The sequence below is a fragment of the Scandinavium sp. genome, assembly GCF_036271055.1.
Taxonomy (GTDB): domain Bacteria; phylum Pseudomonadota; class Gammaproteobacteria; order Enterobacterales; family Enterobacteriaceae; genus Scandinavium.
Genome location: NZ_DATBBJ010000073.1, coordinates 332,699 through 359,235, shown reverse-complemented (window position 1 = coordinate 359,235; position 26,537 = coordinate 332,699). Strand labels below are relative to the sequence as shown.

The 26,537-nt window shown below is 54.6% G+C and carries 24 protein-coding genes and 1 tRNA gene; 13 read left to right on the top strand and 12 right to left on the bottom strand.

The window, feature by feature from the left end:
- Window positions 1-22: 22 nt before the first annotated feature.
- The 4 genes from hflC (at window position 23) to ansP (ending at window position 5,822) form a co-directional block, all read left to right on the top strand.
- Window positions 23-1,027: a protease modulator HflC gene (gene hflC / locus VH187_RS15450; protein ID WP_329702326.1), complete on the top strand. Its 1,005-nt coding sequence runs from the start codon at window positions 23-25 to the stop codon at window positions 1,025-1,027.
- A complete protein-coding gene (gene hflK / locus VH187_RS15445) occupies window positions 1,024-2,106 on the top strand; it encodes a protease modulator HflK (RefSeq protein WP_329702325.1) in 1,083 nt (360 codons plus the stop codon). The genes hflC and hflK overlap by 4 nt, the downstream gene beginning before the upstream one ends.
- Window positions 2,103-4,016, top strand: a complete 1,914-nt coding sequence (locus tag VH187_RS15440; RefSeq protein ID WP_329702324.1) for a heavy metal translocating P-type ATPase — start codon at window positions 2,103-2,105, stop codon at window positions 4,014-4,016. The genes hflK and VH187_RS15440 overlap by 4 nt, the downstream gene beginning before the upstream one ends.
- 342 nt (window positions 4,017-4,358) lie before the next feature.
- On the top strand, window positions 4,359-5,822 hold the full coding sequence (gene ansP / locus VH187_RS15435; RefSeq protein WP_329702323.1) for an L-asparagine permease: 1,464 nt from the start codon (window positions 4,359-4,361) through the stop codon (window positions 5,820-5,822).
- Window positions 5,823-5,918: 96 nt separating this feature from the next.
- Here ansP and yncE read toward each other — a convergent pair whose 3' ends face one another.
- Complete coding sequence (yncE, locus tag VH187_RS15430; RefSeq protein ID WP_329702322.1) at window positions 5,919-6,980, bottom strand: 7-bladed beta-propeller protein YncE; 1,062 nt, start codon at window positions 6,978-6,980, stop codon at window positions 5,919-5,921.
- Window positions 6,981-7,236: 256 nt separating this feature from the next.
- Here yncE and pqqU point away from each other — a divergent pair, with 256 nt between their 5' ends.
- On the top strand, window positions 7,237-9,348 hold the full coding sequence (gene pqqU / locus VH187_RS15425; protein ID WP_329702321.1) for a TonB-dependent receptor PqqU: 2,112 nt from the start codon (window positions 7,237-7,239) through the stop codon (window positions 9,346-9,348).
- Between the two features lie 67 nt (window positions 9,349-9,415).
- Here pqqU and VH187_RS15420 read toward each other — a convergent pair whose 3' ends face one another.
- The 3 genes from VH187_RS15420 to VH187_RS15410 all read right to left on the bottom strand — a co-directional run bounded on the left by VH187_RS15420 (window position 9,416) and on the right by VH187_RS15410 (window position 12,012).
- A complete protein-coding gene (locus VH187_RS15420; protein WP_329702320.1) occupies window positions 9,416-10,075 on the bottom strand; it encodes a GntR family transcriptional regulator in 660 nt (219 codons plus the stop codon).
- Window positions 10,076-10,336: 261 nt separating this feature from the next.
- Window positions 10,337-11,374, bottom strand: coding sequence for an NADP-dependent oxidoreductase (locus tag VH187_RS15415; protein WP_329702319.1), 1,038 nt, complete (start codon window positions 11,372-11,374; stop codon window positions 10,337-10,339).
- A 62-nt stretch (window positions 11,375-11,436) separates the two neighbouring features.
- Complete coding sequence (locus VH187_RS15410) at window positions 11,437-12,012, bottom strand: helix-turn-helix domain-containing protein (RefSeq protein WP_329702318.1); 576 nt, start codon at window positions 12,010-12,012, stop codon at window positions 11,437-11,439.
- A 96-nt stretch (window positions 12,013-12,108) separates the two neighbouring features.
- On the opposite strand from VH187_RS15410, the gene VH187_RS15405 reads away from it, so the two are divergent.
- From VH187_RS15405 to VH187_RS15395, 3 genes are all read left to right on the top strand, one after another.
- The gene (locus tag VH187_RS15405; protein ID WP_329702317.1) at window positions 12,109-13,308 is read left to right on the top strand and encodes a DUF2235 domain-containing protein; all 1,200 of its coding nucleotides are present in this window, start codon (window positions 12,109-12,111) and stop codon (window positions 13,306-13,308) included.
- Between the two features lie 75 nt (window positions 13,309-13,383).
- Window positions 13,384-13,902, top strand: coding sequence for a GNAT family N-acetyltransferase (locus VH187_RS15400; RefSeq protein WP_329702316.1), 519 nt, complete (start codon window positions 13,384-13,386; stop codon window positions 13,900-13,902).
- Entirely contained in the window at window positions 13,899-14,348 is a 450-nt protein-coding gene (locus tag VH187_RS15395) for a DMT family transporter (protein ID WP_329702315.1), read from the top strand. Before VH187_RS15400 ends, VH187_RS15395 begins: the two co-directional genes overlap by 4 nt.
- Window positions 14,349-14,448: 100 nt before the next feature.
- Here VH187_RS15395 and VH187_RS15390 read toward each other — a convergent pair whose 3' ends face one another.
- The gene (locus VH187_RS15390) at window positions 14,449-14,682 is read right to left on the bottom strand and encodes a DUF2526 family protein (RefSeq protein ID WP_329702314.1); all 234 of its coding nucleotides are present in this window, start codon (window positions 14,680-14,682) and stop codon (window positions 14,449-14,451) included.
- 9 nt (window positions 14,683-14,691) lie between these two features.
- Window positions 14,692-16,293 carry an ABC transporter substrate-binding protein gene (locus VH187_RS15385; protein WP_329702313.1) on the bottom strand — a complete coding sequence of 534 codons (1,602 nt, stop codon included), beginning with the start codon at window positions 16,291-16,293 and terminating at the stop codon, window positions 14,692-14,694.
- A 272-nt stretch (window positions 16,294-16,565) separates the two neighbouring features.
- On the opposite strand from VH187_RS15385, the gene VH187_RS15380 reads away from it, so the two are divergent.
- From VH187_RS15380 to VH187_RS15370, 3 genes are read left to right on the top strand one after another with little or no spacing between them, the layout of a single operon-like run.
- Window positions 16,566-17,915 carry an SrfA family protein gene (locus VH187_RS15380; protein WP_329702312.1) on the top strand — a complete coding sequence of 450 codons (1,350 nt, stop codon included), beginning with the start codon at window positions 16,566-16,568 and terminating at the stop codon, window positions 17,913-17,915.
- 2 nt (window positions 17,916-17,917) lie between these two features.
- Window positions 17,918-20,899: a virulence factor SrfB gene (locus tag VH187_RS15375; RefSeq protein ID WP_329702311.1), complete on the top strand. Its 2,982-nt coding sequence runs from the start codon at window positions 17,918-17,920 to the stop codon at window positions 20,897-20,899.
- Complete coding sequence (locus VH187_RS15370) at window positions 20,896-23,037, top strand: virulence factor SrfC family protein (RefSeq protein ID WP_329702310.1); 2,142 nt, start codon at window positions 20,896-20,898, stop codon at window positions 23,035-23,037. The genes VH187_RS15375 and VH187_RS15370 overlap by 4 nt, the downstream gene beginning before the upstream one ends.
- Window positions 23,038-23,078: 41 nt before the next feature.
- Here the strand turns inward: VH187_RS15370 and VH187_RS15365 are convergent, their stop codons facing one another.
- Window positions 23,079-23,843 (bottom strand): alpha/beta fold hydrolase, encoded by a 765-nt coding sequence (locus tag VH187_RS15365; protein WP_329702480.1) that lies wholly within the window; start codon window positions 23,841-23,843, stop codon window positions 23,079-23,081.
- A gap of 71 nt (window positions 23,844-23,914) precedes the next feature.
- A complete protein-coding gene (locus VH187_RS15360) occupies window positions 23,915-24,088 on the bottom strand; it encodes a GhoT/OrtT family toxin (protein ID WP_329702479.1) in 174 nt (57 codons plus the stop codon).
- 181 nt (window positions 24,089-24,269) lie between these two features.
- Here VH187_RS15360 and yncL point away from each other — a divergent pair, with 181 nt between their 5' ends.
- A complete protein-coding gene (gene yncL / locus VH187_RS15355) occupies window positions 24,270-24,362 on the top strand; it encodes a stress response membrane protein YncL (RefSeq protein WP_329702309.1) in 93 nt (30 codons plus the stop codon).
- Window positions 24,363-24,415: 53 nt separating this feature from the next.
- Here yncL and VH187_RS15350 read toward each other — a convergent pair whose 3' ends face one another.
- From VH187_RS15350 to VH187_RS15335, 4 genes are all read right to left on the bottom strand, one after another.
- Window positions 24,416-24,661 (bottom strand): hypothetical protein, encoded by a 246-nt coding sequence (locus tag VH187_RS15350; protein WP_329702308.1) that lies wholly within the window; start codon window positions 24,659-24,661, stop codon window positions 24,416-24,418.
- A 65-nt stretch (window positions 24,662-24,726) separates the two neighbouring features.
- Complete coding sequence (locus VH187_RS15345) at window positions 24,727-25,275, bottom strand: GNAT family N-acetyltransferase (RefSeq protein ID WP_329702307.1); 549 nt, start codon at window positions 25,273-25,275, stop codon at window positions 24,727-24,729.
- A gap of 197 nt (window positions 25,276-25,472) precedes the next feature.
- The gene (locus VH187_RS15340) at window positions 25,473-25,697 is read right to left on the bottom strand and encodes a hypothetical protein (protein WP_329702306.1); all 225 of its coding nucleotides are present in this window, start codon (window positions 25,695-25,697) and stop codon (window positions 25,473-25,475) included.
- 82 nt (window positions 25,698-25,779) lie between these two features.
- Window positions 25,780-25,857, bottom strand: a tRNA-Lys gene (locus VH187_RS15335).
- Window positions 25,858-26,075: 218 nt separating this feature from the next.
- On the opposite strand from VH187_RS15335, the gene VH187_RS15330 reads away from it, so the two are divergent.
- Window positions 26,076-26,501 (top strand): hypothetical protein, encoded by a 426-nt coding sequence (locus VH187_RS15330; RefSeq protein WP_329702305.1) that lies wholly within the window; start codon window positions 26,076-26,078, stop codon window positions 26,499-26,501.
- Window positions 26,502-26,537 lie beyond the last annotated feature (36 nt).

Below are 26,537 nucleotides of genomic sequence, written 5' to 3'. Positions count from 1 at the left end.
GAATGACTAAGGTTCACACACAATGAAAATCCGTACTATCTCCACCCCGGCGAACGCTGAAAAAGTGGGGTTGACCCCTGTGCAATCGCAGAAGAAACCCACCGGCCCGCGTCGCCTGTGGATCCGCTACGGCGTAGCCGCGCTGCTGGTGACGCTTGCCCTGTTGACCGCCTGTCTGGTGCAAGTTCATGCGGGCAGTGCGACGATCATTACCCGTTTTGGTAGCCCGGTACGCGTGCTGCTCGATCCTGGTCTCGCGTGGCGACTGCCAGCGCCGTTCGAAACGCCGGTTGAAGTTGATTTGCGTAGCCGCTCCACCTCCAGCGGCTTACAGGATGTCGGCACGCGCGACGGCCTGCGCGTCATTGTGCAGGCATGGGCTATCTGGAAAGTGAGCCCTGATCAGCCTCATGTTCTGCGCTTTATTCGGGCAGTACAAAATCAGCCAGAAGAAGCCGCGCGCCAGATTCGCACCTTTATTGGCTCATCGCTGGAGACCACCACCAGTAACTACAGCCTGTCAGACATTGTGAATACTGACGGCAGTAAGGTGAAAATCCCACAGCTTGAGCAGCAGATCAAACAACAGTTGAAAGCCCAATTGCTGAACAGCTACGGAATTGAGCTGATCGATGTTGGCATTGAGCGCCTGACCTTACCGGCGGTCACCCTGAACGCGACCGTGGACAGAATGCGTGCCGAACGTGAAACCATTGCCACCGAACGCACTGCAGAAGGTAATCGCCAGGCCGCAGAAATTCATTCCCGTGCCGATAAAGAAGCGCGCATCACCGAAGCGGATGCCTCGATCAAAGCAGCGACCATCACCGCGCAGGCGCAGCAAGATTCCGCCGCAATTTACGCCAAAGCCTATGCACTTGATCCGCAGCTTTATAACCTGCTGCGTTCCCTTGATACGCTCAATGATGTGGTGAACAAAAGTACGCGCATTGTGCTGAGCACAGATACCGCCCCGTTCAAGGCGTTGGTGCAGAAACCCGACGACGCGGATAAGGCCAATCCATGAAAAAACAGCCCTCAGTTGCCTCTCCGTGGGGGCAGTCCTACCGGATTGCCTTCTTTAGTCTGTATGGCGCAACGCTGCTGGCAGCACTTGCCTGGGTCTTTTCCAGCTTTCACCAGATAACGCCGGATACGCAGGCGGTGGTGTTCCGCTTCGGAAAACCGGTCAACGTGGAGAGTTCCGGTATGCTGTTCGCGTGGCCAAAGCCCGTGGATCGCGTCGAAATCATTCCCGGCCCAGCGCGTATTCTTCAACATGATGTATTGCCCTTACAGCGCAGTGAACAGCAGAAGCTATTGTCTGCCGATCAGCGCAGCAGCGATGCAGGCGCTGGTGCGGGTTATCTGTTGACTGGCGATTCCGGTGTGGTTCAGCTGAACATGCAGGTTTTTTATCGCATTCATTCGCCTTTGCGCTATGTGCTGCAACGATCACACATTGACCCTCTACTGGACCGGTTGGCACAGCACGCCGCGACGCTGGTCGCCGCCGGGCGCGATCTGGACACCATTCTGGTGGCGCGCCCGGAAACATTGCAGAACGACAGCCATGCGGCACAGGAGCGATCCCGTCTGCGCAGCGATTTGAAACAGCAAATCGCTCACGATTTGGCGCTGTTGAAAGGCAGTGACAACGACCCCGGCATCACCATTGAACGTGTTGATGTGGCTTCGTCGCTGCCTGACAATGCGGTCGATGCCTTCAATGCCGTTCTGACGGCCAGCCAGCGCGCCGAGCAGAATATCGCTCAGGCGCAGAATGAGGCCACGCTGCAGTTGCAGAAATCGCAACAGCAGGCAGACCGTCTTATCCAGCAGGCACAAGCCAGCAGCAGCGAAATGCATGCCAAAGCGGAAGTGGCTACGCAAACGATCACTAAGCTGGCTCAGGTGCGGGCCACAGGCAGCGATGCCGGAATGCTGCAACGTATCTGGCGCGAGAAAATCTCGGCAGTCCTCTCCCACGCCGGACAAGTCATTACCGTCAACCCGGACGACGACAGCAAGTTAATTTTACCGGGGCCAACACCACAGGTTGAACAGCCCTCCTCTTCATCGCAGTGGTACGGAGGCATTCCATGAGTCATCAATGCAGTCACGGGCATATCCACCCTAACTTTAGCCAGACCCTGCTGACGCCCGAAGAGCAGCGACGAATGACCGTTCAGCTCAGTCTGGCGATGACGACAATTGGCCTGATCCTGTTGAGCCTGCTTTGGCGTTCACTTGCCCCGCAGCAGACCGCTATCAGCGATCTGTTAGCAGGCGTGGCCTGGCTTATCGTTGCCATTCCGGTCTTTCGCGCGGGCCTGCACAGCCTTCGCCACCCTGACCTGCATGGCGTCACGGACTTATTGATTGTGCTTGCCATGCTGGGAGCCTGGGCGCTGGGCGATTTGATCACCGCCGCACTGTTGCCGGTGCTGATGATCTTCGGCCATATGCTTGAAGAGCGCAGCGTGATGGGCACCCGACAAGCGATTGCCGGGCTGACGCAACTCACGCGCAGCAAAGCGCGACGCGTTCGTGCCGATGATTCGCTTGAGGAAATCGACAGTCGCGCCGTGCGAAAAGGCGACATTGTGGAGATCCGCGCCGGGGACAACGTGCCTGCGGATGGCAAAATCATCAGCGGCTACGCCAGCCTGGATGTCGCCTCAATCACCGGGGAATCGGTGCCACAGGAAGCAGGCCCCGGCACGCTGATTTTCGGCGGCGCTATCAACCTGAACGGCCTGCTGCGCATGGAGGTCACGCATACCGGCGAGCAATCGACGCTGGGGAAAGTGATTGCCTTAATGAAAGATGCCGAGCAGGCAAAGCCCCCGATTACGCGTTTGCTTGAACGTTACGCCTCGCAATATTTGATCCTCGTGTTGCTGATCGCCGCCAGCACCTGGTTCTTAACCTACGACAGTCAGGCGATGCTTGCCGTTCTGGTCGCCGCCTGTCCGTGCGCGTTGGTGCTTTCCGCGCCAGCCACTGCGATGGCAGGGATCGCTGTGGCGGCCCGTCATGGCGTACTGATCCGTAATGCTGCGTTTCTCGAAGAACTGGCGGATGTCGACGCGCTGATCATCGATAAAACCGGTACGCTAACACAAGGTCGTTTGCGTCTGGTGGATTCGGTGCTTGCCCCGCAATGCAAGTATGATCAAGTCCTGCAACTTGCCGCCTCGCTCGGCGCAACCAGCAGTCACCCGGTCAGCCATGCGCTGGCAGAATATGTCGATGCGCAGAATAAGGTGTCGGTTCAGGACGTAGAGGAAAAACAGGGACTGGGGATCGTGGCCCGCACCGACTCAGGTATTGCCCTGCTGGGACGCGCTGATCTCTTCGCGGAATACGCCATCACGACGCTCCCGCAGCCTGACCATCAAGGGCCAATTGTAGGTGTGGCCCATCAGGGTCAGTTCCTTGGCTGGCTGCTGCTGGCAGATACGCTGCGTCCGGAATCACCCGAAGCGTTACAGGAACTGCGCCAGATGGGCATTGATAAACAGCTCCTGCTGACCGGTGATCGCCTGGCGGCGGCGAACAGTGTCGCTCAGTCGTTGGGTATTCAGGAAGTGGTAGCTCAGGCGCTGCCTGCCACGAAATTGCAGGTAGTACAAAAAGCCGTCAACGAAGGCTGGCGACCGTTGGTGGTGGGCGATGGTATTAATGACGCGTTGGCGCTGAAAGCCGGTGCCGTTGGGATGGCGATGGGGGCGAACGGTGCGGATATCGCCCTCGTCTCTGCAGATGTGGTGCTGACCGGGAGCGATCTGCGCCGCATTGCCTCTGCCATCCGCTTGAGCCGCAAATGTCGCCAGACGCTGATGGTCAACGTCTTTATCGGTCTCGGCTGGACCATCCTGATCGTTGCCGCCGCAGCGCTCGGCTGGCTCGGCGGCGCAGGCGCTTTGGTGGCCGCCTTACTGCATAACCTGAGTACGCTGATGGTGCTCGGAAATACCGGCAGACTGTTACAGTTCGACGAAACCCACTAACCCCCTCGCCCGGTGTTCAGTTGAGCACCGGGTGAAAACGCCTTCAGCCTTCGCCTAACACCTTGAATCTGTTGCGCAACTCGGCGCTTTCTTGTCCCTTTTGTGACTTATCTTCACTCGTGTGCTCCGACCACTCGAAAAACCGAGAAACGCGTCACCGGATAGCCGGGTAAGTTTTGCGTCGTTTACCATTTGCAGGTAGGATGCTGCGCCATGTTTTGCCTTATCTCTACGTCAGAATGCTGAGAAAGACAGAACGGTGTGCTGCCGCGTAATCGTTTAAACGCAGCGGGACTTTTTGGGCCCCGATTGGGGTAAAGACAGGTAACCGGGATACACAACATGAACACAAAACAGGACACCACGGCGGAGCATCACGCAGCTAAACGCAGCTGGCTGAACTCGCATGAAGCGGGCTATCACAAAGCGATGGGCAACCGTCAGGTACAAATGATCGCCATCGGCGGCGCAATCGGTACAGGGTTGTTTTTGGGCGCAGGCGCTCGCTTGCAGATGGCAGGCCCTTCTCTCGCCATCGTTTATCTGGTGTGCGGTATTTTCTCTTTCTTTATTCTGCGTGCGCTCGGCGAACTGGTTTTACATCGCCCTTCGAGCGGCAGCTTCGTTTCTTATGCCCGTGAATTCCTCGGCGAAAAAGCAGCTTATGTCGCAGGCTGGATGTACTTCGTCAACTGGGCCATGACCGGGATCGTCGATATCACCGCCGTCGCGTTGTATATGCACTACTGGGGCGCGTTTGGCGACGTGCCACAATGGGTGTTTGCCCTTGGCGCGCTGGCGATTGTCGGCACCATGAACATGATCGGCGTGAAGTGGTTCGCCGAAATGGAGTTCTGGTTCGCGCTGGTCAAAGTGCTGGCGATTGTCGCCTTCCTTATTGTGGGAACCATTTTCCTCGGCAGCGGCAAACCGCTCGACGGGGGTACAACCGGCTTCCATTTAATCACCGATAATGGCGGCTTCTTCCCGCACGGCCTACTGCCTGCGCTGGTGCTGGTTCAGGGCGTGGTGTTTGCGTTTGCGTCGATTGAACTGGTCGGTACTGCGGCGGGCGAATGTAAAGATCCACAGACGATGGTGCCAAAAGCCATCAACAGCGTTATCTGGCGTATCGGTCTGTTCTACGTTGGTTCGGTTGTTCTGCTGGTGCTGTTGTTGCCGTGGAATGCGTATCAGGCCGGACAAAGTCCGTTCGTGACCTTCTTCTCCAAACTTGGCGTGCCTTACGCGGGTGACGTGATGAACATGGTGGTTCTGACGGCGGCACTCTCCAGCCTCAACTCCGGCCTGTACTCCACCGGGCGTATTCTGCGTTCGATGTCGATGGGCGGATCTGCACCGAAATTCATGTCGAAAATGAGCCGTCATCAGGTGCCTTACGCGGGCATTTTGGCAACGCTGGCAGTGTATGTAGTCGGCGTATTCCTGAACTATCTGGTGCCTTCACGGGTGTTTGAGATTGTGCTGAACGTCGCGTCTATCGGCATTATCGCTTCGTGGGCGTTCATCGTGGTGTGCCAGATGCGTCTGCGTAAGTTCATCAAAGAAGGTAAATGTGCCGATGTCAGCTTCAAGCTGCCGGGCGCACCGTTTACGTCATGGCTGACGCTGCTGTTCCTGTTCAGCGTGCTGGTGTTGATGGCGTTCGATTACCCGAACGGCACTTACACTATCGGCTCAATTCCGCTGTTAGCTGTGCTGCTGGTTGCGGGCTGGTTCGGTGTGCGTAAGCGCGTGAACGAAATCCACAGCACCGCGCCGGTTCATCCGGATGAAGTGAAATAAGATAATTTGCCCGGCGCTGCGCTTGCGTAGGTCTACAGGTTTTGGCTGTAAAAAAAGCCGCTCACTTCAAAATGAGCGGCTTTTTCATGCCTGAGATTAAAGAGTAATACGAATCACATCATCTGGCTGAGTGGCCTCTTTCTCACGGCTGGATGCCTGTTTCACGCTGACGTACAGCGTCTTGCCATCAGCAGAAAGCGCCAGGCTGTTCGGGTTGGTTGGGGTATCGTACGTTTTCACCACTTTATTGGTTTTCGCGTCGATAACGCTGACTTTCCCGGCCTTACGGTTTGTCACATACACTTCTTTGCGCGTCGGGTTGAACACCACAGCCAAGGATTCCGGCACTGCGATTTTGTTCAGCACTTTGCCGTCACGATAGTCCACCACTAACAGTTCTGGCTGTTTGAAATCGGTGATATAAGCGCGGTGGTTAGCCTTATCCAGCGCGATGTTCAGGAACGCATGTTCTTTACCGTCATCCACCAGTTTCTGACGGGTCAGAATACTGTGTTTATCGGTGTCGATGGTGATCAGCTCGCCGTCTGCACTCACGGTGTAAAGACGACGTGCATCGTTATCCAATGCCAGCGCGGTCGTGCGATTACCCGTGCCGCTGATGGTCGCTTTCAGCTTCAGCGTTGCGCCATCAATCGCCCAAATCACGCTCTCTTTGCCCACGCCGGTCACAAACACGGTGTTGGTTTTTTCATCGACTGCCAGTTCGCGCGGCTGCAATGGCTTAACGGTTTCACTGCGCTGGCGTGAATCCAGTACCACGCGCCCTTTCACATCGCCGGTTTTGCCGTCAATCGCCGTGACAGTGCCGTTGGTTGTATTGCCAAACCACAGGGTTTGCGTCTGGTTGTCGAAGGTCGCACCAAATGGTTTGAGATCGCTGTGGATCGTCTGAGTCGCCTCCAGAGTGACAGGGTCAAGACGGTAAACCACCCCACCTTTATCGGTTTTACGGCTCTGTGACGTTGCCACCCACAGCGCGTTTTCCTGTTGGCTGAGGGCCATTTCATAAACCCCTTTGCCGACGGCTTTGCGCAGCATTTCATCCGCAGCATGGGCGCTAAACGATCCGGCCAGCAATAAAGAAGACAGCAGCAGAGAACGGCGAAAACGTGGCATGGACATATGACGTAAAGACATGACGACTCCCTTTGAAACGCAAATTAATTTACTGCCCGACATGCTTCCTGCTCGCAGCGTCATGGCACTGCGTTAGTTGTTGAGAATAGTAATCATTAATCATCTAAAAAGGGAGCGATAATTCTCCCGTTTCGTCAAAAACATGCCATTGTTAAACCTGCACTTAACGTAATGTGCCGTTATGATTTTCAAATGATTTACAAAAGCTTTAACATATTCACAGTTGTTTCAGTTTGTTCATTACCACGAGAATTACATGAAAATCATTACTGTCCGCAGGGCCGCGCTTCCGGCATTACTTTTGCCACTTCTTTCACTGCCAGACGCCTACGCTGCTGACGAACAAACCATGGTGGTGTCTGCCACACCCAAAACCGTTTCCGAGTTAGATACCCCTGCCGCCGTCAGCGTGGTCAATGGGGACGAGATGCGCCAGGCCGCGCCGCGCGTTAACCTCTCGGAATCCCTCGGTTCAGTGCCAGGTTTGCAGATCCAAAATCGCCAGAACTTTGCCCAGGATTTACAGCTTTCCATTCGCGGATTCGGTTCGCGCTCGACGTTCGGCGTGCGCGGGATTCGCCTGTATGTCGATGGTATTCCGGCAACCATGCCAGATGGTCAGGGCCAGACGTCGAATATTGATATCAACAGCGTCGATAGCGTTGAAGTCTTACGCGGCCCCTTCTCGGCGCTCTACGGTAATTCCTCCGGCGGCGTGATGAACGTCACCACCGAAACCGGGCAACAGCCGACAACGATTGAAGCCAGCAGTTATTACGGCAGCTACGGCAGTTGGCGCTACGGCCTGAAAGCCAGCGGTGCGGTCGGCGATGGCACGCAGGCAGGCGACGTCGATTACACGGTTTCTACCACTCGTTTCTCTACGCACGGCTATCGTGATGACAGCGGCGCACAGAAAAACCTCGCCAACGCCAAACTTGGCGTGCGCATTAATGACGTCAGCAAACTGACGCTAATGTTCAACAGTGTCGACATCAAGGCGAACGATCCGGGTGGGTTGACCTACAGCGAATGGCGTGCGGATCCGCAGCAGTCACCGCGTGCAGATCAGTACGACACTCGCAAGACGATTAAACAGACCCAGGCGGGCATGCGCTATGAACGCCAGCTCAGCGAGCAAGACGATCTGAGCGTGATGATGTATGCCGGTGAGCGCCAGACCACGCAATATCAGTCGGTCCCAATGGGGCCGCAGCAGAATCCTTCGCATTCCGGCGGCGTTATCGATCTCGACCGTCATTATCAGGGCATCGACACCCGCTGGACGCACCGTGGCGAACTGCTGGTGCCGGTAACCTTCACCACTGGCCTCGACTACGAAAACATGAGCGAGAAGCGCAAAGGTTACGAAAACTACGTACTGGATAACGGTGTGCCGGACTACGGTCAGCAAGGGGCGATGCGCCGCAACGAGCGCAACCTGATGTGGAACCTCGACCCGTATCTGCAAACACAGTGGCAACTGACGGATAAACTTAGCCTGGACGCGGGCGTGCGTTACAGCTCAGTGTGGTTCGATTCGAACGATTTCTACGTCACGCCGGGTAATGGCAACGACAGCGGCGACGCCAGTTATCATAAATGGCTCCCGGCAGGTTCATTAAAATATGCGGTGACCGACGCGTGGAACGTGTATGTCTCTGCGGGACGCGGTTTCGAAACACCAACAATCAACGAACTTTCCTATCGTCCGGACAACCAGAGCGGCCTGAACTTTGGCCTGCAACCGTCCACCAATGAAACGGTTGAAGTGGGCAGCAAAACGCGTATTGGCAATGGCCTGCTGACCGCCGCCCTGTTCCAGACCGATACCGACAATGAAATCGTTACTGACACCAGCAGCGGCGGGCGTACCACCTATAAAAATGCGGGCAAAACCCGTCGTCAGGGCGCGGAGCTGTCTCTCGATCAGCAGTTTGGGGAAAGCTGGCGTCTGAAAGCTGCCTGGACATGGATCGACGCGACATACCGTAGCAATGTCTGCGACGACACCAACTGCAACGGTAATCGCATTCCGGGCATTGCGCGCAACATGGGTTACGCTTCATTTGGCTATGAGCCGGAACTCGGCTGGTACGCGGGGAGCGACATTCGTTATCTGAGCGATATCATGGCAAACGACGAGAACACGGCCAAAGCGCCGTCGTGGACAGTCGTTGGCCTGAACACCGGCTATAAATTTGGCGTGGGTAACTGGAAAATGGACGTCTTTGGTCGCGTCGATAACCTGTTCGACCGCGAATATGCAGGATCGGTGATTGTGAACGAATCCAACGGACGTTATTACGAACCCGCACCGGGGCGTAATTACGGCGTCGGTTTATCGGTCGCTTATTCGTTCCAGTAATAGTGGATCTGTGCCGGGTAATCCGGCACAGATTTTAGGGCTTATGGATACAGATTAATAACGGAAATTAATTAAAATACTGTCGCTGTAAAATAGCCGCACCCTGATCAATAGCCCGGCATATGGCCGCCCCACTTTCTGCTTCATCCTTTTTTTCCAGCGCACTCAGCAGATCGTCATAATAACGATCCTGTTTGAACACTTCGCACGACAGCGGATGCAAATAATTAAAACAGGGGCCAATGCGCACCCACAGTTGCTCGATGAGCGTGGTTAGTGTCGGCATTTCTGCGTAATCATAAAGACGAAAACGAAAACGGCAGTTGGCCTGCAAGGCAGCCTCCATATCGCCTTTTGCTTTCGCTTCGTGGAACGCCTCAACGTAACCGCGCAAATCCTGAAGTTTTTCCTCCGTTATCAACGCTGCCGCCGCTGAAGCCGCCATGCTCTCCAGCTTTTTGCGGATCTGATTGATTTCGGTATAGCGCTGGAGTGATACCTCCGGCACCAGAAAGGCCTGCGCGGGCGTCGCCTGTAGCGCCCCTGACGAAACCAGTCGCAGCAGCGCTTCACGTACCGGTGTGATGCTGGTTCCCAGTTGCTCAGCGAGATCCCGGGTCACCAGTCGTGCTCCAGGTTTTAGCGCCCCGATGATAAGCGCGCTCTTCAAATTCACTTCCACTTGCGTTGTCAGACTCATTCGCTGTGCTTTTTCAAAATCAAGCATGGTTATTTCCTGTTTCCATAATCATTGTTCTCTTCACGGCCCGAGAGCAAACAACTCAGCACGATGGCAGGATATATCCTGTATCGTGGGTGGTGTTGGAAATAACATGGATCAATTTGCTACTTTTATTGACTATTTAATTATTAGGTTGTTATTTAGGCCGTACACTTCATACAAAACGGTTATTGCACAACTAATTAAAGACGCTAATGGAATTTTTGCACGAAAAGTTGCGGCGCTCGACGCGCCGCTGAGGATTTCTTACTCGTCGGAACCGACGCGGATAACGACTTTACCGAAATTTTTGCCCTTTAATAAACCGAAAAAGGCCTCTGGTGCATTTTCCAGACCCTCGGTTATCTGTTCACGATATTTTATCGATCCGTCTTTGATCCACTGCCCCATCGCTTTCTGGAATTCATCAATACGGTGGCCGTAGTCCTGACCGATGATAAAGCCCTGCATGCGAATGCGTTTTTTCAGCAGCGTGCCCATCAAAAGAGGCAAACGATCCGGCCCGGCGGGCAGATCAGTGGCACTGTAGCCACTCACCAGCCCACACACCGGCACGCGCGCGGAGGTATTCAGCAGCGGCAGCACGGCATCAAACACTTTACCGCCGACGTTTTCGTAATAAACATCAATGCCTTGTGGACAGGCTTTCGCAAGTTGATCGGCAAAATCATCTGCACGGTGATCGAGACAAACGTCAAAGCCGAGCGTTTCTACAGCATAACGGCATTTTTCTTCGCCACCCGCGACGCCAACCACGCGACAGCCTTTAATCTTGCCAATTTGCCCGACGGTCGCGCCAACAGGCCCAGTCGCGGCAGCCACCACCAGTGTCTCACCGGCTTTTGGTTGACCGATATCCAGCAGGCCCATATACGCGGTGAACCCCGGCATCCCTAAAATCCCCAGCGCCCATGACGGATGCTCGGGCTTATCACCCAGTTTCACCAGCCCCTGACCGTCAGAAATCTCATAGTTCTGCCAGCCGCCGTAGCTCAGCACCCAATCGCCCGGTTTATAATCAGCGTGATTCGACTGCTCGACGCGGCTGACTGTGCCGCCAACCATCGTCGCGCCAATCTCAACTGGCGGCGAATAGGATGGCGCGTCACTCATGCGACCGCGCATATAAGGGTCAAGCGAGAGATAAACCGTGCGCAGCAACAGCTGCCCGTTACCTGGGGTGGGCACGTTGCCCTCTTCCTGGCGGAAATTGTCTTTTGTCGGCTCGCCGTGTGGACGGGATGCCAGCACCCAGCGACGATGACCTAAATTAGGTTGATTCATGGTCTGCTCCTTTGTGAAAACGTCCCCTGAGACTAGTCGTTCATCGCGCGTCATGCTTACCATTATGAGCCGGAATGATTCAGGCGCACGACGAGATAAATACAGATCTCATTGGTTTCATTGATAAATCGGCAATCATTGGGCGGCCCGAGTTCGAGACAGTCTCCCGCCTGCATTTCATGACGCGTGTCGCCTTCGATAAACAACAATTCGCCCTGCTGCAGCCAGATCAGCTGTCGCGCCAGCGCATAAGACGATGCAGGCATCGGAATATCGCTCCCCGGCGGAAGCTCAACCTGCACTAAATCGATGGGTAAATCACTGCGCGGAGAAACATGACGACGCAGATAATGGCTTTGCGGATCGTGCCACACCGGTTGATTAGCAAAGCGTAGCAGTTTCCCTTCCTGCATTTCAGCCCGCGCAATCAACGTAGACATACTGATGCCGAATGCGCCAGACAGCCGACCGAGCATCGTCGCCGTCGGGCTGCTGTCAGCGCGTTCGATTTTGTGGATCATTGCGCGCGACACGCCCGCCCGCTCTGCCAGTTCGCTGAGTGACCAGCCACGAGATTCACGCTCAATGCGGATCCGCGCGCTGATCCGCTGGTTAAGATTGTCTTCGATAGTATTCATGGCGTAATACTATAGTGCATTCGATGGCTTTTCGAGTGGCAAGCCCACGCAACTTCGCTAGAGTTAACATAACCTTCCCCTGCGTCGATTATCCTCATGAGCAAAAACATTATTTTCTGCGCCGACGGCACCTGGAACGGCCCTAATCAGCAAGACGATGACGACGGCCTACCGGATTTCACCAACGTTTATCGCCTGTATACCGATCTAGTTGGCGTTGACGATCCTACGCTGTTGAAACTCGGCAACGAGCAGGAGAAAACGGTGACTACAGCCTCAGGCAACGTCACTCAGATAGCGAAATACCTGCACGGGGTGGGCGATTCGCGTAACTGGTACGTCAAAATCATGGGCGGCGTGTTTGGGGCGGGAATTATCGAACGCATTGTGCGCGGCTATACGTTTATCAGCCGCAACTATCAGAAAGGCGATCGCATTTATCTGGTCGGTTTCAGCCGTGGCGCATACACGGTGCGCGCACTGGCGGGAATGATCGGCAAATGCGGGCTGCTGGACGCCAGCAAACTGGATTTGCAGGATAAAGTCAGCGCCTACCGCTTAGGCTCGGCGGTGTGGGCCAACTATCGCAAAGCATCGGGCGTGTCAGATTCGCTGTTCACCGATATTTTGCTCGATGCGCCACACTTCTTCGGTCAGGACATCGACCCCGCGTCGATGATTTACAACGTCCCCATAGAAGCCGTTGCGGTGTGGGAAACGGTCGGTTCACTCGGCATTCCTGCGTATATGAACGACAAACGCGTCGATCTCTATCGCTTTGCAGATACTAAACTCGGCAGCGGCGTGCGTTTTGGGCGTCAGGCGATTGCCATAGATGAACAGCGAATAGACTTCACCCCGACCTATTGGGATCCGCGTTCCGGCATTGTGCAGGTGTTATTCTCCGGTATTCATGCCGATGTCGGTGGTGGTTATAGCGCGGCAGAGGATGGAAATGGCTTGTCCAATATCAGTTATCGCTGGCTGCGTGATGAACTGGCGACGCTAAAAGTAAACCTGAATATTCGCCATTATGATGAAGATCCATTGGGCCGCATTCATTGTGAATGGGGCGACGGAAAACCGTACAAAACGACCCCGCGCGAACTGAATAACCCCACATCAGCAGACATGATGATCCACCAGGCCGCCGTGACACGTTTGCAAAGCTCGCAGCTTTCACCCGTTCAACAAAGTAACGGATTATGGAAGAACCAACTGTATCGCCCGCAAGCGCTGAAAAAATTCACCGCGCCGAACTGGCTGCTTCCTGCTAGCGCAGTAATTGCCAAATAACGCTGGCCTCTTGTCAAAACCAGCAGAACTATAGTATCTATACCGTACTACTATAGTGAACACCCGAGGCCAGCCATGAACATTCGTTACGCAAACCAGGAAGACTGCGCGGCGATCGCGGAAATCTACAACCACGCCGTCCTGCACACTGCGGCTATCTGGAATGATCAAACCGTCGATACCGACAACCGCATTGCGTGGTATGAAGCCCGACAGACTGCGGGTTATCCGGTTTTAGTCAGTGAAGAAAACGGGACTATTACCGGCTACGCCTCCTTTGGCGACTGGCGCGCATTCGATGGTTTTCGTCATACCGTTGAGCATTCGGTCTACGTTCACCCGCAGCACCAGGGTAAAGGGTTAGGCCGTGCTTTATTGACCCAACTTATTGTCGAAGCCAAACAGATTGGCAAGCACGTGATGGTGGCAGGCATTGAATCGCAGAACCAGGCTTCACTCAATTTGCATGCCTCGCTCGGTTTCGTGACCACGGCGCAGATGCCGCAAGTCGGCACTAAATTTGGCCGCTGGCTGGATCTGACCTTTATGCAGCTCCAGCTCGACCAACGTCAGGAACCGGACGCGCGCGGATGAATCAGTCGTTAACCCTCACCTTTTTGATTGCCGCCGGGATCGGACTGGTTATCCAGAACACCCTGATGGTGAAAATTACCCAATCGGCGTCCACGATCCTGATTGCGATGCTGCTCAACTCGCTGGTTGGGATTGTGCTGTTTGTGTCGATTTTGCTGATTAAACACGGGCTGAGTGGCTTTCAGGAGCTGGCTTCAAACGTCAAATGGTGGACGTTAATTCCCGGTCTGCTCGGGTCGTTTTTTGTGTTCGCCAGCATCAGCGGCTATCAGTATGTGGGTGCGGCAACGACCATTGCTGTGCTGGTCGCAAGCCAGCTCATCGGTGGTCTGGCGATGGATATTCTGCGTCAGCAGGGCATTCCGTGGCGGGCGCTCATTGGCCCGATATGCGGTGCGGTGATGTTGGTGGTGGGAGCGTGGTTGGTGGCCAGACGATCTTTTTAACTGTTTCGCGCGGTGGCGCTTCGCTTACCGCGCCTACCACTCTCCGTAGGCCCGGCAAGGCTTTGCCGCCGCCGGGCATTTGCCCGGTACAGACGAAAACTTAAATAATCGTGCCGCCTTTGGTCAAATTCTCGTGGCGTTCTTCTTGCTCTTCTTTATGATGACGCCCCTTGTGGGCGATGGCCGTGCGCAGGCGCTGTTGCTGCTCGTAGCGTTCTTCCCGGCTCAGTTCCGCATCATCGCTGAGTACAATCAGCAATTCATTCATTCCGGTGATAGAACCCGCTTCAATCGCTGCATCCACGCGGGTGCTGACCTCTTCCAGATGTGACATACCTTCTCCTTAATTCAGCTTCGCTTTCGAAAAATCACTGCCCATCAGGCTGACACTGTAGCCGCTCACGTTGCTGCGGGTGGCAAAGAAGGTTTTCCCATTAGCCAGCGCAATCCACGGAGCTTGCTGGTAGAAAATCTCCTGCGCCTGCTGATAAAGCTTCGCGCGTGCGGCCGGATCGCTGGTCAGTTTGGCTTTTTTAACCAGACCATCATACCCTTTATCACACCAGCGTGCGGCGTTAGAGCCGGTTTTTATGCTGTCGCAGCCGAGCAAGACATCAGCGAAGTTATCCGGGTCGCCGTTGTCCGACATCCAGCCAAACAGCGCAGAATCGTGCTCGCCTTTACGCATGCCGGAAAGATATTCACCCCATTCATAGGTCGTGATTTTGGCTTTAATCCCCACTTTCGCCCAGTCGCTCTGGATCATCTCGGCAATACGGCGTGAATTCGGGTTATACGGACGCTGCACCGGCATCGACCACAGTGTCACTTCCGCGCCCTTCTCCAGCCCCGCTTGTTTCAGCAGCGCTTTGGCTTTTTCTGGATCGTAACCGTAGTCCGGCAAGCCATCGTTGTAACCGAGCATTTTCGGCGGCAGCGGTGATTTTGCGACCGTACCGGAGCCCATAAATACCGCGTTGACGATGGCTTTTTTGTCGGTGGCGTAGTTCAGCGCCTGACGCACTAACAGGTTATCAAATGGTTTTTTCTCGGTATTAAACGCCAGATAGCCGACGTTCAGCGCATCTACGGAATGCAGCGTCAAATCTTTGTTCTTTTTGATGATGTCGAACTGTACCGGCGACGGCGCAGGGATAATCTGGCATTCGTTGGTTTGCAGCTTCGCCAGACGCGTTTCCACATTCGGTGTGATGGAGAAAATCAGGTGTTTGGTCGGCACTTCGCCATCCCAATAATTCGGGTTGGCAATGTAGCGGATCAGCGAATCCACTTTGTACTGTTGCAGCGCATACGGTCCCGTACCAATCGGCCAGGTATCCACAAACTCCGGCGTGCCTTTTTTCATCATCACATCAGCGTATTCCGCAGAGAGAATCGACGCAAAATCCATCCCCCAATCGGCAAGAAACGCAGCGTTTGGTTCAGTCAGCTCAAACTGGACATGATAATCATCGATTTTCTTCACGTCTTTGATGAGCTTATCGAGGCCCACGTCGGTGAAATATTCGTAATTGCCCTGCGATACTTTGTGGTACGGGTTATTTTCATCTTTCTGGCGAAGTACCGAGAAAATAACGTCATCAGCGTTGAAGTCGCGGGTCGGTTTAAAATATTTGTTGCTGTTGAATTTCACGCCCTGACGCAGCGTAAACGTATAGGTTTTGCCATCAGGTGAAATGGTCCAGCTGGTAGCCAGTGACGGAATCGGCGTGTTTTTCTGCGGGTCGAAGTTGATCAGGCGGTTGTACAGCACCTGCGAACTGGCAACAAACGTTGGGCCGGAACTGGCAATCTGCGGGTTGAACGACTCCGGCGACGCTTCGGAGCAGTAAATTAAGGTGTCGTTATTTGCCGCCACGGCGGCCCCTGCCGGTAACAAAGCGCTGAGGACCAAAGCCGCCAGCGTTTTCTGGTTGAATGACATAGTGATAAGCCTATCGGTTTTATTATTAGAACCTTAATCTCAGCATAAGGGAGATATTCTGGCAAATAACCAAACCGCATCAGGTTATGCTTAAACGCTACATTTTGCCGTTTAATTCGCCACTGATTTCACTTAAGGGATTCCGAAGAAAGCAAGCCTTTTGCGCTAATCCAATAGCCTGAGTATTTGCATTTTTTGCCTTTTCCTCGCCCGTTTATCCCCTGACCTCATGCCGTAGAGTAACGGTGTGAAAAAGTCGATGGGATAAGAACGTGGCAAAAACTCTATTACGCAGCGGCAGTCTGGATGATTTCCAGTCCGTGGGCGGCGGCGGCCAGGCCGTATTTGCATCAGCATTGCAGATCCGTGAAACGCTGCGACTGCGCAAGCAGCAGACGCTGGTCGAGTGTCTGGCGATCCCGCAGGTCAATGATGAAGGTGACCGCGTGGACTGGTACTCCCCGGTGGATGGCGATGTCCTGCCGTGGAAAGCCGCAGATGAAGATCTGCGCGAACGCGTGCTGAACCAACTGGAAACCATGGCTGACGGCGCGCTGAGTCTCGCGCGTAAATGCCAGCAGTCGGATAAAACAGCACAACAGTTGTTTGGCGCATTGCTGGAAAAAGCGCTGCAGTTCCCTGGCGAAAACCACGTTTTCCTCGTCGACGGTAAACCCGTTATCACCTTCTGGGGCTTTGTGAATCTGAATGAAAGCGCCCGTGAAGAGCTGTTTGGCTGCCTGCATTTCGCCCCGGTCCCGGAGCCTGTTATCGACAATGACGATGATTTTACCGATGAAGAGGCGCTGAATGTCACGATAAGCCATGCCGACGAACCGCTGTTGTCTGCGCCGCTGACCCTAACGCTCGCCCCTGAGCCAGACGTTGAACTGGAGCCGGAGATCGAACCTGAACCCGTCGCCCCGGAAATCCCACCGGTCGCTGTGGTTGAGAAAAAATCCCGCAGAGTGCCGTTGTGGAGCCTGCCAGTCGCAGCCGTTATCGTCGCCGCTATTGCCGGACCACTGCTGTGGCCACGCCAGACGACGTCTGCCGAGCCGGTTGTCGCTCAGGCTGCGCCTGAATTCATTGCGCCAAAACCTTTGGACGCCGTTGCAAAACCCGCCTCCCCGTTGCCTGAGTTGACGCAAAACCTGCCGCTGCATCTGGCGAGCATCAAAGAGCCGGTTAAAGAAGATAAACCGGAAGTGAAAGAAGTAGTGATCGCCGCTATCCCGAAAGATGCGCTGGTGATGGACTCTGACCAAATGCGTGCAGGCACCACCAAATTCCTCAATGGCAGCTGGCGTGTGCTGGTTGACGTGAAAGATCCGGTCACCGGCAAAGCCCCGTCGCTGCGTTACCAGATCCTCAACAACAAAGGCAGCGTACGCCTGGTGCATGGCGATAACGTGGTCTGCAAAGCCGAGATTTTCTCCGGCCTGCATCAAAACGGAGAACTGTTGGTGAAAAGCCGTGGCAATGCGCGTTGCAGCGATGGGTCGCGTTACCCGATGCCGGAAATCTCGTGCAAAGCGGGCACCAGCGACGTGGCTGAATGTACCGGTCGCTATGACGCCAACACCGTCGTGCCGCTGACATTCCGTAAAGTGGGAGCGTAAACATGCTGGTTACCCTTTGCGATTACCAACAGAGCGTGACGCTCATCGCCAATAGCGGCGTCCAGTTTCTTGATTTTGGTCTGACACCGCAGGACTCTTTAAGTAACGGACGTTTCGTGCGTAAAACCGCCAACGGCCCGCTGCTGCGCCTCAATTACGATATCGTGAATTGCCGCTACACCCTGCCCGCCATCGACGGACAGCAGGCCGAAGTGGTGAAACCAGAAACCACGTTGACGTTAGAACATTCGCTCGCGGTGCTCGACGGCGTGTGGCTGCCGCTACCGTTTCTGCGTTTTAATCCCCCACGCACTTTCGTCGAAGGCCCGGACAACTGGGCGCGCGTGCAAATTCGCAAACTGCCAGAGCCAGACAGCGCAGGCAATACACACCGCGTGACCATCGCACTCGACAGCCAGCTTCGTGATGATGCGCCTGGCGCGCTGGCTCCTGTTGCAAATGATTTGCTCAATGGCACGCGTTTTGCGCTGGCCTGGCACGATGACGAAGTGGCGGATTTCCTCGACCAGACCTGGATCGACGGTTGGCTGCGTGAAGTGTTCAGCCACTATGCCAGCGTTGAAGAAAACCGTAGCGAGCGTGAAATCACCCAGGCGATGCGCGGCTTTGAATACCAGGGGCATTGGCTGAATCTACTGGCGCTGCTCGGCGAGCAACTCAATGTGCCGGAAGTCAAAATCGCCACCGCCACCGTCAGCACACCGGCCATTCCGGTGGACCTGATTCTGGATGTCGGCAACAGCCACACCTGCGGCGTGATCATTGAAGATCATGGTGATGCCAACGACGGATTGCGCCAGACCGCCGAGTTGCAGGTGCGTTCGCTCAGCGAACCGCAATTCCTCAACGCCCCGCTGTTCACCAGCCGTCTTGAGTTCTCCGAGGCCCGCTTTGGAAAACAGCACTTCTCCGTAGAAAGTGGGCGCGAAGATGCCTTTGTCTGGCCGTCAATCGTTCGCGTGGGCGATGAAGCCCGTAAACTCGCGATGCAACGTGTCGGCACCGAAGGTAACAGCGGGATTTCCAGTCCGCGCCGTTATCTGTGGGATGAAACCCCAACCGTGCAGGACTGGCGTTTCAGTCAGATGAACAGCCGTACGCAGCGCGAACCGCTGGCGGCCGCCTTCCCGCTCGCCTACCTGATGAACGACGATGGGCAGCCGCTGTTTACCCTGCCGCAAGATGAGCGGATGCCAGTGTTTTCGCCCCAGTACAGCCGCAGTACGCTGATGACACATATGCTGTGCGAAATTCTGGCACAGGCGCTGGGCCAAATTAACAGCGTCGCCACGCGCCAGCGCCTCGGTTTTCCGTCTTCACCGCGCCAGTTGCGTACCCTGATCCTGACACTGCCGTCGGCGATGCCGAAACAAGAGCGTGAGATTTTCCGCCGTCGAATGTTCGAAGCCATTGCGCTGGTCTGGAAAGCGCTCGGCTGGCACCCGCAGGATGACGATTTTGCCACGCAAAAACAGCAGGATAAAAGTGTCGTTCCGGTACCGAAAATCCACATGGAATGGGATGAAGCCAGTTGCGGTCAACTGGTCTGGCTGTACAACGAAGCCATGTCGCATTTCGGCGGTCAAACGGAAGCGTTCTTTGCCGCCCTCGCCCGTCCTGATCGTGAGCCTGAACCCGGCACGCGTCCGGGGCGTGCGTTACGCGTGGCTGCGGTCGATCTTGGCGGCGGCACCACCGATATGGCGATTACACATTATCGTCTTGATGAAGGCACCGGCAGCAACGTCAAAATCACGCCACAACTACTGTTCCGTGAAGGGTTTAAAGTCGCAGGCGACGATATCCTGCTCGACATTATTCAGCGCTGTGTTTTGCCAGCACTACAAACGCAACTGCAAAAATCCGGTATCGCCGATGCGCCTGCGCTGATGGCAACGCTGTTTGGCGATTCCGGGCGTATCGACACCCAGGCGGTTTTACGCCAGCAGACGGCGCTCCAGCTCTTTATGCCCATCGGTCACGCCATTTTGGGGGCTTGGGAAGAGAGCGACATCAACGATCCACTGGCGGGGCTTCACGCCACCTTCGGCGAGTTACTCTCGCAAGAACCGACCCGCAATGTGATGAATTACGTCGGGCAAGCCATCAGCCATGCGCTGCCAGCAGGTTCTGAACCGTTTGATTTACTGGCAACACCTTTGCAGGTCAGTTTCCGCGATTTGCATGAAGCGATGCTGGCGGGAGAATTTACTATTGCCGCGCCGCTGCATGCGGTGTGTGAAGCCATTTCCCATTACGCCTGCGACGTGTTGCTGGTTACCGGGCGTCCGGGATGCTTGCCTGGCGTGCAGACGCTGATCCGCTATCTGCAACCGGTGCCCGTTAACCGTATGGTGTGGATGGACAACTATCACGTGCATGAATGGTATCCGTTCAGCCAGCAAGGCCGTATCGGCAATCCAAAATCCACGGCGGCCGTCGGTGCGATGCTGTGCAGCCTGGCACTGGATTTACGCCTACCGCGCTTTAATTTCAAAGCCGCCGACATTGGCGCGTATTCCACCGTGCGCTATCTCGGCGTGCTGGACAACACCGTCAACACCTTACGCGAAGAGAATATCTGGTACGCAGAACTGGATTTGGACAAACCCGGTGCGAAAGTGGATGCCCGTGTGCATTTCCCACTGCGCGGGAATGTCACGCTCGGTTTCCGTCAACTGGCTAACGCCCGCTGGCCTGCAACACCGCTGTATACATTGAGCATTAATTCGCCTGATGTGGCGAAGGCCATCGCGGGTGACGGCGTATTACAGGTACGACTGCAACTCACTGGCGGCAATCGCAACGAAGGCCCGGAAGCTTTTGAACTGGCGGATGCCCGGTTACAGGACGGCACGCCAGTGCCGCCGGATGCCCTGACGCTGAAACTGAATACTCTGGCCGACCGCCGTCACAGCGGCAGCCACTACTGGATCGACAGCGGGAGCGTGTACCTGAAATGAGCCGACTGCAAACTATCATCGACTGGACTCGCGCGACTCGCCGGATCTCCCCTATTTTCGACACCGATGCTGATGCGCTGCTGACAAGCCTGTATAAACTCAAAGCGCAAGAAACGGCGTTACGTGACGCGCATTCCGCGCCTGCCAGCATTGCGCTGTTCGGTCATTCTCAGGCCGCCAAAGCGCATTTGCTCAGCGCCTTATGCAGCAGCGGCAATGGGCGTTTACTGGTACAGATCGGCAGTAAAACTCTCGACTATTTCACCCATCTCAACCCTGGTCATGCGCTGACCAGAATGGCGCTGCGTTTTAGCCCTTCTGCGCAATCGCCAGACGACGCTTTCCCGCTGCGTCTGCGAATCATGCGTGAGGCCGAACTGGTACAAGTTTTCCTTGCGCACGCATTGCAGCAAGGTTCAGTGCGTAAGGTTGCTAAATCCGTGGTCATGGCACGGCTGAACGCCTGGCAATCCTTGCGCCAGACTCAGCCAGTACCGGGTATCAACGAAGAAGATGTGGCGTCGATTGCTCGCTTCTGGCAAGCGCATATTCCGGCGCGCCAGCAGCATATTGATGACGCGCTGTGGCAGCAGTTTATTCAGCTGTTGCCGTGTCTTGATCTCAATGCCCGCGCCAACGCGTGGTCATTGTTATGGGGAGAGCAGCAGGAACTGACGCGTCAGTGGCTGACGCTTGCACATGTGTTACAGCAGTGCGGCAACGCGCGGGAATTGGCCGCGCCACTGAGCCTGCTGGTCGATAGCTTTACCCTGCCCGCTGAAGGTTTTCTCACGCCAGAAAGCGAACCCGAAGGCGAAACGGTCGTGCATCCGATGAGTGATAATCAGCTGCAAAATGCCGTCAGTCTGCCGGTGAATGCACTAGCATTGTTGACCGTCGAACTGGTGCTACCGACAGAAAATAGCGTGCTGGATAACGTCGACCTGATCGACATTCCGCAACCTGCACCGGAAGAGGGTTTTGCCCTGTGGGCCAGTAAATGCCGCTGGTTGTTGGATCATTATCGTCAACAGTATCAGCCCGATCTGCTGCTTATCTGCAACGCTGCCTCTACGCGCGCGCAAATTCCTGCCAGCGCTCGCGCGTTGACGAAATGGGTGAGCGACACGCAACCACAACATGAAGGCGCGCTGCCGGGTCTGGTATGGGCGATTACCCCACAGGACGACCGCTTTGTTCGCAAACTGAATCTCGATGAAGCCGTTCAACAACTCATTGAAAAACCGGGCCAACGTTGGGGAACCTTGCAGGCGCTGGACGGCAGCAGTTTACAACGGCTTATCGAATGGCTCTCACAAGCCACGGTTCCTGCGCTTCGCATCACGCGTCTACAACGCCTTGCGGATAGTCAACGACAACAGTTGCGCCAAATGGTCGCCTGTTGGCAACAGGATCCACGCTCAGATGTGGCTGGTGTGCGTCGTCAGGCTGAAAATGTGGTGCGAGAGCTCCAGAGTCACGCGGCTACACTCGGCGAACTGCTGGAAGGTTTACTGCCACCGCTGACCCGTTTTGAGCAGTTGATCCAGGTACAGCAACCGCGTGAAGAGAAAGTCAGTGGATTGTTTAACGAGAACGTTGATCTGTTCGCGCAGGCTGATGACCCACAACAGAGTGGCAGTTCGCGCCGGGACACCGGTTTTCAGGCCCATGCGCTGTGGGTGAATTATCTCCGCGAGTGGAGCCGCAGTGAAAGTAATGCCCGCCGCTATGGCCTGACACCTGCCGTGCTACAACAGTTGGCTGATATTCTGATTATGACCAGCTATCGCCTGGATCTGCCAAAACAATTGCAGGCAGTGACCCCGGATGAACGCGCCAGCGCAGCGCATTTACGGGCGACCATCAGCAACTATCTCGCATGGCTCGGTTATGCCGATATGCCGGTTGATGCCCGCCCGGCAAGTCGCGTGGCAAAAGGCAGCACGCTGTTCGCGCCAACGGCAAGTAACACCGAACGTCTGACACAGTTGGGAGAACGCCCGGCCCACGCCGCCACGCGTTATGTGTATGACTGGCTGGTTGCGTTGTTTACAAGAGCCACCGAAGCCCCTGATTATCGTCATCCACAGGATCTTTCCCCAGCATCCCGCGATGAATTGAATGCCCTGCTGTAATCCGTTTGTGACTCACAGGGAGGTGAGTCGTAAACGTCGCGTCAACGTTCATTGCCAGCAAAAATAGCGCCTAAGATTGCAGCCAACGCAGGCGGATTTTCCCATGACATGGAGTGACCCGCCTTTGGCACGATATGCAACGGGATCCCTGCACGTTCAACTGCCGTTGCATCTTTATCCGGGAGGGATTGTTCGCCAAAAATAAGTGCCCGTTCACATTTGAGCGTGAGAAACCGCGACATCCAGGAAGGTGATATACCGTCTATCAGGCTTTTTGCGCTGCGCCACAACGCCCATGGAGCCGTAACGTGCAAAGATCCTTTCCACGCCGTTTTTTCTTGTTCCACAATGCGTGCGAAACCCGATTTAACGAATTCTGGCTCAGGTTGTGTCGCAATTTGTGTGCTAAAAAAACCGCCGCCGCGATGAAAATTAGGTTCTGAAACGGCCAACATTCGTACCCGGCTACCCAACCTTTCCGCCACCTCAATAGCAATGCTGCCGCCCATGCTATGACCATAGACAGAGCATCCCTCGACGCCGAGAAAATCGAGTATTTCGACGACGACGGCCGCCTGTTGGCTGGTGGTATAGGCATAATCGTGGGGTTTGTCGCTAAAACCGCTGCCGGGAAGATCAATAAGCAGGGTTCGCTTCCCGCCAAAACCAGGGTCAGCAACAATGCGGGGATACTCGTAAGAAGAAGCACAACCCAGACCGTGTATAAAGACGACGGGAGTGCCTTCACCAGGAAGATCGTGCCAGCGCACCGTGGCACCGGCAATGTCAGAAAAGAGACTATGCAAGGGAACGTCCTTCATCAATCAACTGTATTTTTATACAGTACACTCAGAAGAAAGACGAATCCAGTCCGAATTCAGAACATCGACAGCAGCAACGCCACCGGGAAACTCATCGGCCAGGTGGCACCGATAAGCACGGTAGCAATCAGGCGGATACGCTTGCTCTCTTTAGTCAGGAACCACGTAATGATGGCGCTAATGGTGGCCATGATGGCGTAAAAAATCAGCATGTGCTGGTAAAGCGTCATAAAAAACCCGATCTGCATCAAAAAAATTCGCGCGCAATATGCCATTTATTTTGATGCACATCAAATTTTTACAAAAAGTAGACGAGTATGACGAGTTGAGTGTAAAAACTGACTTTGTCTGATGGCAAACCGCGTGGAGGGCGACTATATCAATAGAGGCCGATAAACAGAGGATGGTGTTATGGAAGTTTCCAGTAAAACCGTATTTCTGATAAATGTCTTTGCTGCCGTAGCCCTGATTAGCCTGCTGTCATTCCGCTTTGGCTGGATTTGAGATTACACTGCCCCGACAAAAAAGCAGCCAGTTGGCTGCTTTTTGCTTTTAAATCATTCTGTTGTGGCTTTCTTAGCAGCATTCACGTTGTACGCCGCCTGCAATGCCGCTGCGTTATCGTAGTTGTTTGGATCGTATTGCGGCAACGGATTCACTTTCTCGTAATCCCATTCTGCCGCCGTACAGGCCGCCTCATTACCGCCCTTCTTTTCACATTCGGCGATGCGATGCGCCGGGGAATTTGTGCAACCACTCAAAAAAGCCAGCGCGAGAAACGCGCAAATAAATATTTTCTTCATGACAACTTAAATTAGATGACCAGGATTGGAAAGCGGACGATCCTCGCACATCTCCTTAAATGCTGTCAAAACCCGATTAATCCGGAATTGTGATGCCGCAACATCTCCTGACGCTTGCGCTGCCACTCTTCAAGCTTCAACGCGTAAAAGAGGCTCGGCATCGCATTGGCGACATCAGCGACCTGCCCGCGTAGCGCCAGCCCGGCTTTCAGCAATACGCGCTGCGAAGCCAAATGATTCGAACGCACCACCGCGGTCACTTTCTGCAACTGACGCTCATCAAAGGCGTAGTCCAGCATGCGTTGGCAAAATTCCGTCGCCAACCCTTTTCCCCAGGCCGTTGTCGCAAAACGGTAGCCCAGATTGTAGTTCAGCTGATTGTCGAGAGGCCGGACACTGATACCACCGAAGCCAATCACTTCCTGCGGCTGCTGTCTGTCGTAGATGGCCATTTCACCAATACCGTGCAACTGCCAGCCATCAAGCCACTGCGCCAGACGCGTTTTGGCAAACACCAAATCGGGGTATGGCCCGGCAGGATTAAACGTATTGGTGGCAGGATCGCCGTAGATTCGAAAGAGATCACTTGCATCATCGGCACGAACAGGCCGCATAATCAGGCGTTCAGAGAAAAGAAATTGCGTATCGATTTCTCACCGCTCCATGACAGGGAGGCCAGACACAGTAAAGCGCAAACGCTGGCACGAGGTACTCTGAATTATGGACAGTTTTGGCTTTTTTGCATGAGATGAGCATTTGGTGCGCAAATAAAAAAGCCGCCCTGAAGGCGGCTGGCAGGTGTAAGGATTATTTACGCACTGCCTTCCAGCGCATCCTGAATGGCGTCCGCCAAGGAGGCCACTTCTTGCGCCACGTTACGCAGATCCATCTGGCTACGAATACCTGAGTTTGCCGTTGAGGCAGATACCGACGCTTTAGAAATTTCTAACGCGGCCTGAACGGCCAGCAGGCGCTTGCGGTTTTCAGCTGCATCAGTACCTGTCGCGTTATCGAGATCAAAATACCCTTCTAACATCGCTCTCTCCTTAAATGTTTACGAGTCGTTGGCTAAGAGCAGGATACTGGAAACCCCGGCATAAGCCAGAGTTATGAGAAATTGGACCGCCACCGAGGCCTCGAACCTCGTACACTACAACATAAAATGTCATTTGCTCTTCCAGCTGAGCTAGTGGCGGTTTGGGTGGCGCATTCTACACATGAATGAATAGCATTACAAATATCAGGTCTACTACTGTTTTGCGGCTACAGGTTCAGACTTGTCCGATCAGTTGCCACATATATTCATGACATGAATCAATCATCCTTTATTCATTATACTGGATAGTCATCGCAGGTTTATCCCGGACATTCCGGGGATGGTAGCTAAAAATAAAAATGTAATGATGAGGTTAATATGAAGAAGTTTTTGCTGATGATGTCAGTGACGGCGGCCCTTGCGGGTTGTACCAGCGAGGCCTCTCGCATGGCTGATTGCGAAGCAAAAGGCGTGAGCCGGGATACCTGCTATCTGGCAGAACAAAACCGACAAACAGCAATACTCGGCGCGTCCGAAAAACAAGCGCTGGAAAATGCGCAGGCGGCATATCCGCAGCACGCGCAAGACGCCAAAAAATCGTCAGCGTTTACCAAACATTATGATGGCATCACCATCAAAAGAGACCGTTTGGGCATTGTCACCGTAGACGGAAAACCAGCCGCCCAAGACGAAACCAATGCCGACGCAACGGTGTATTCTCAGGGTTTCTACACGGTTATTGTCTACAAAACCGGCAAGGTCGCCGTAATGAAAGATAATGTCTTCCAGGGATACGCTAAATAACCTGTCTGTCAGACCGATTAAACCGCCTTTATTCCG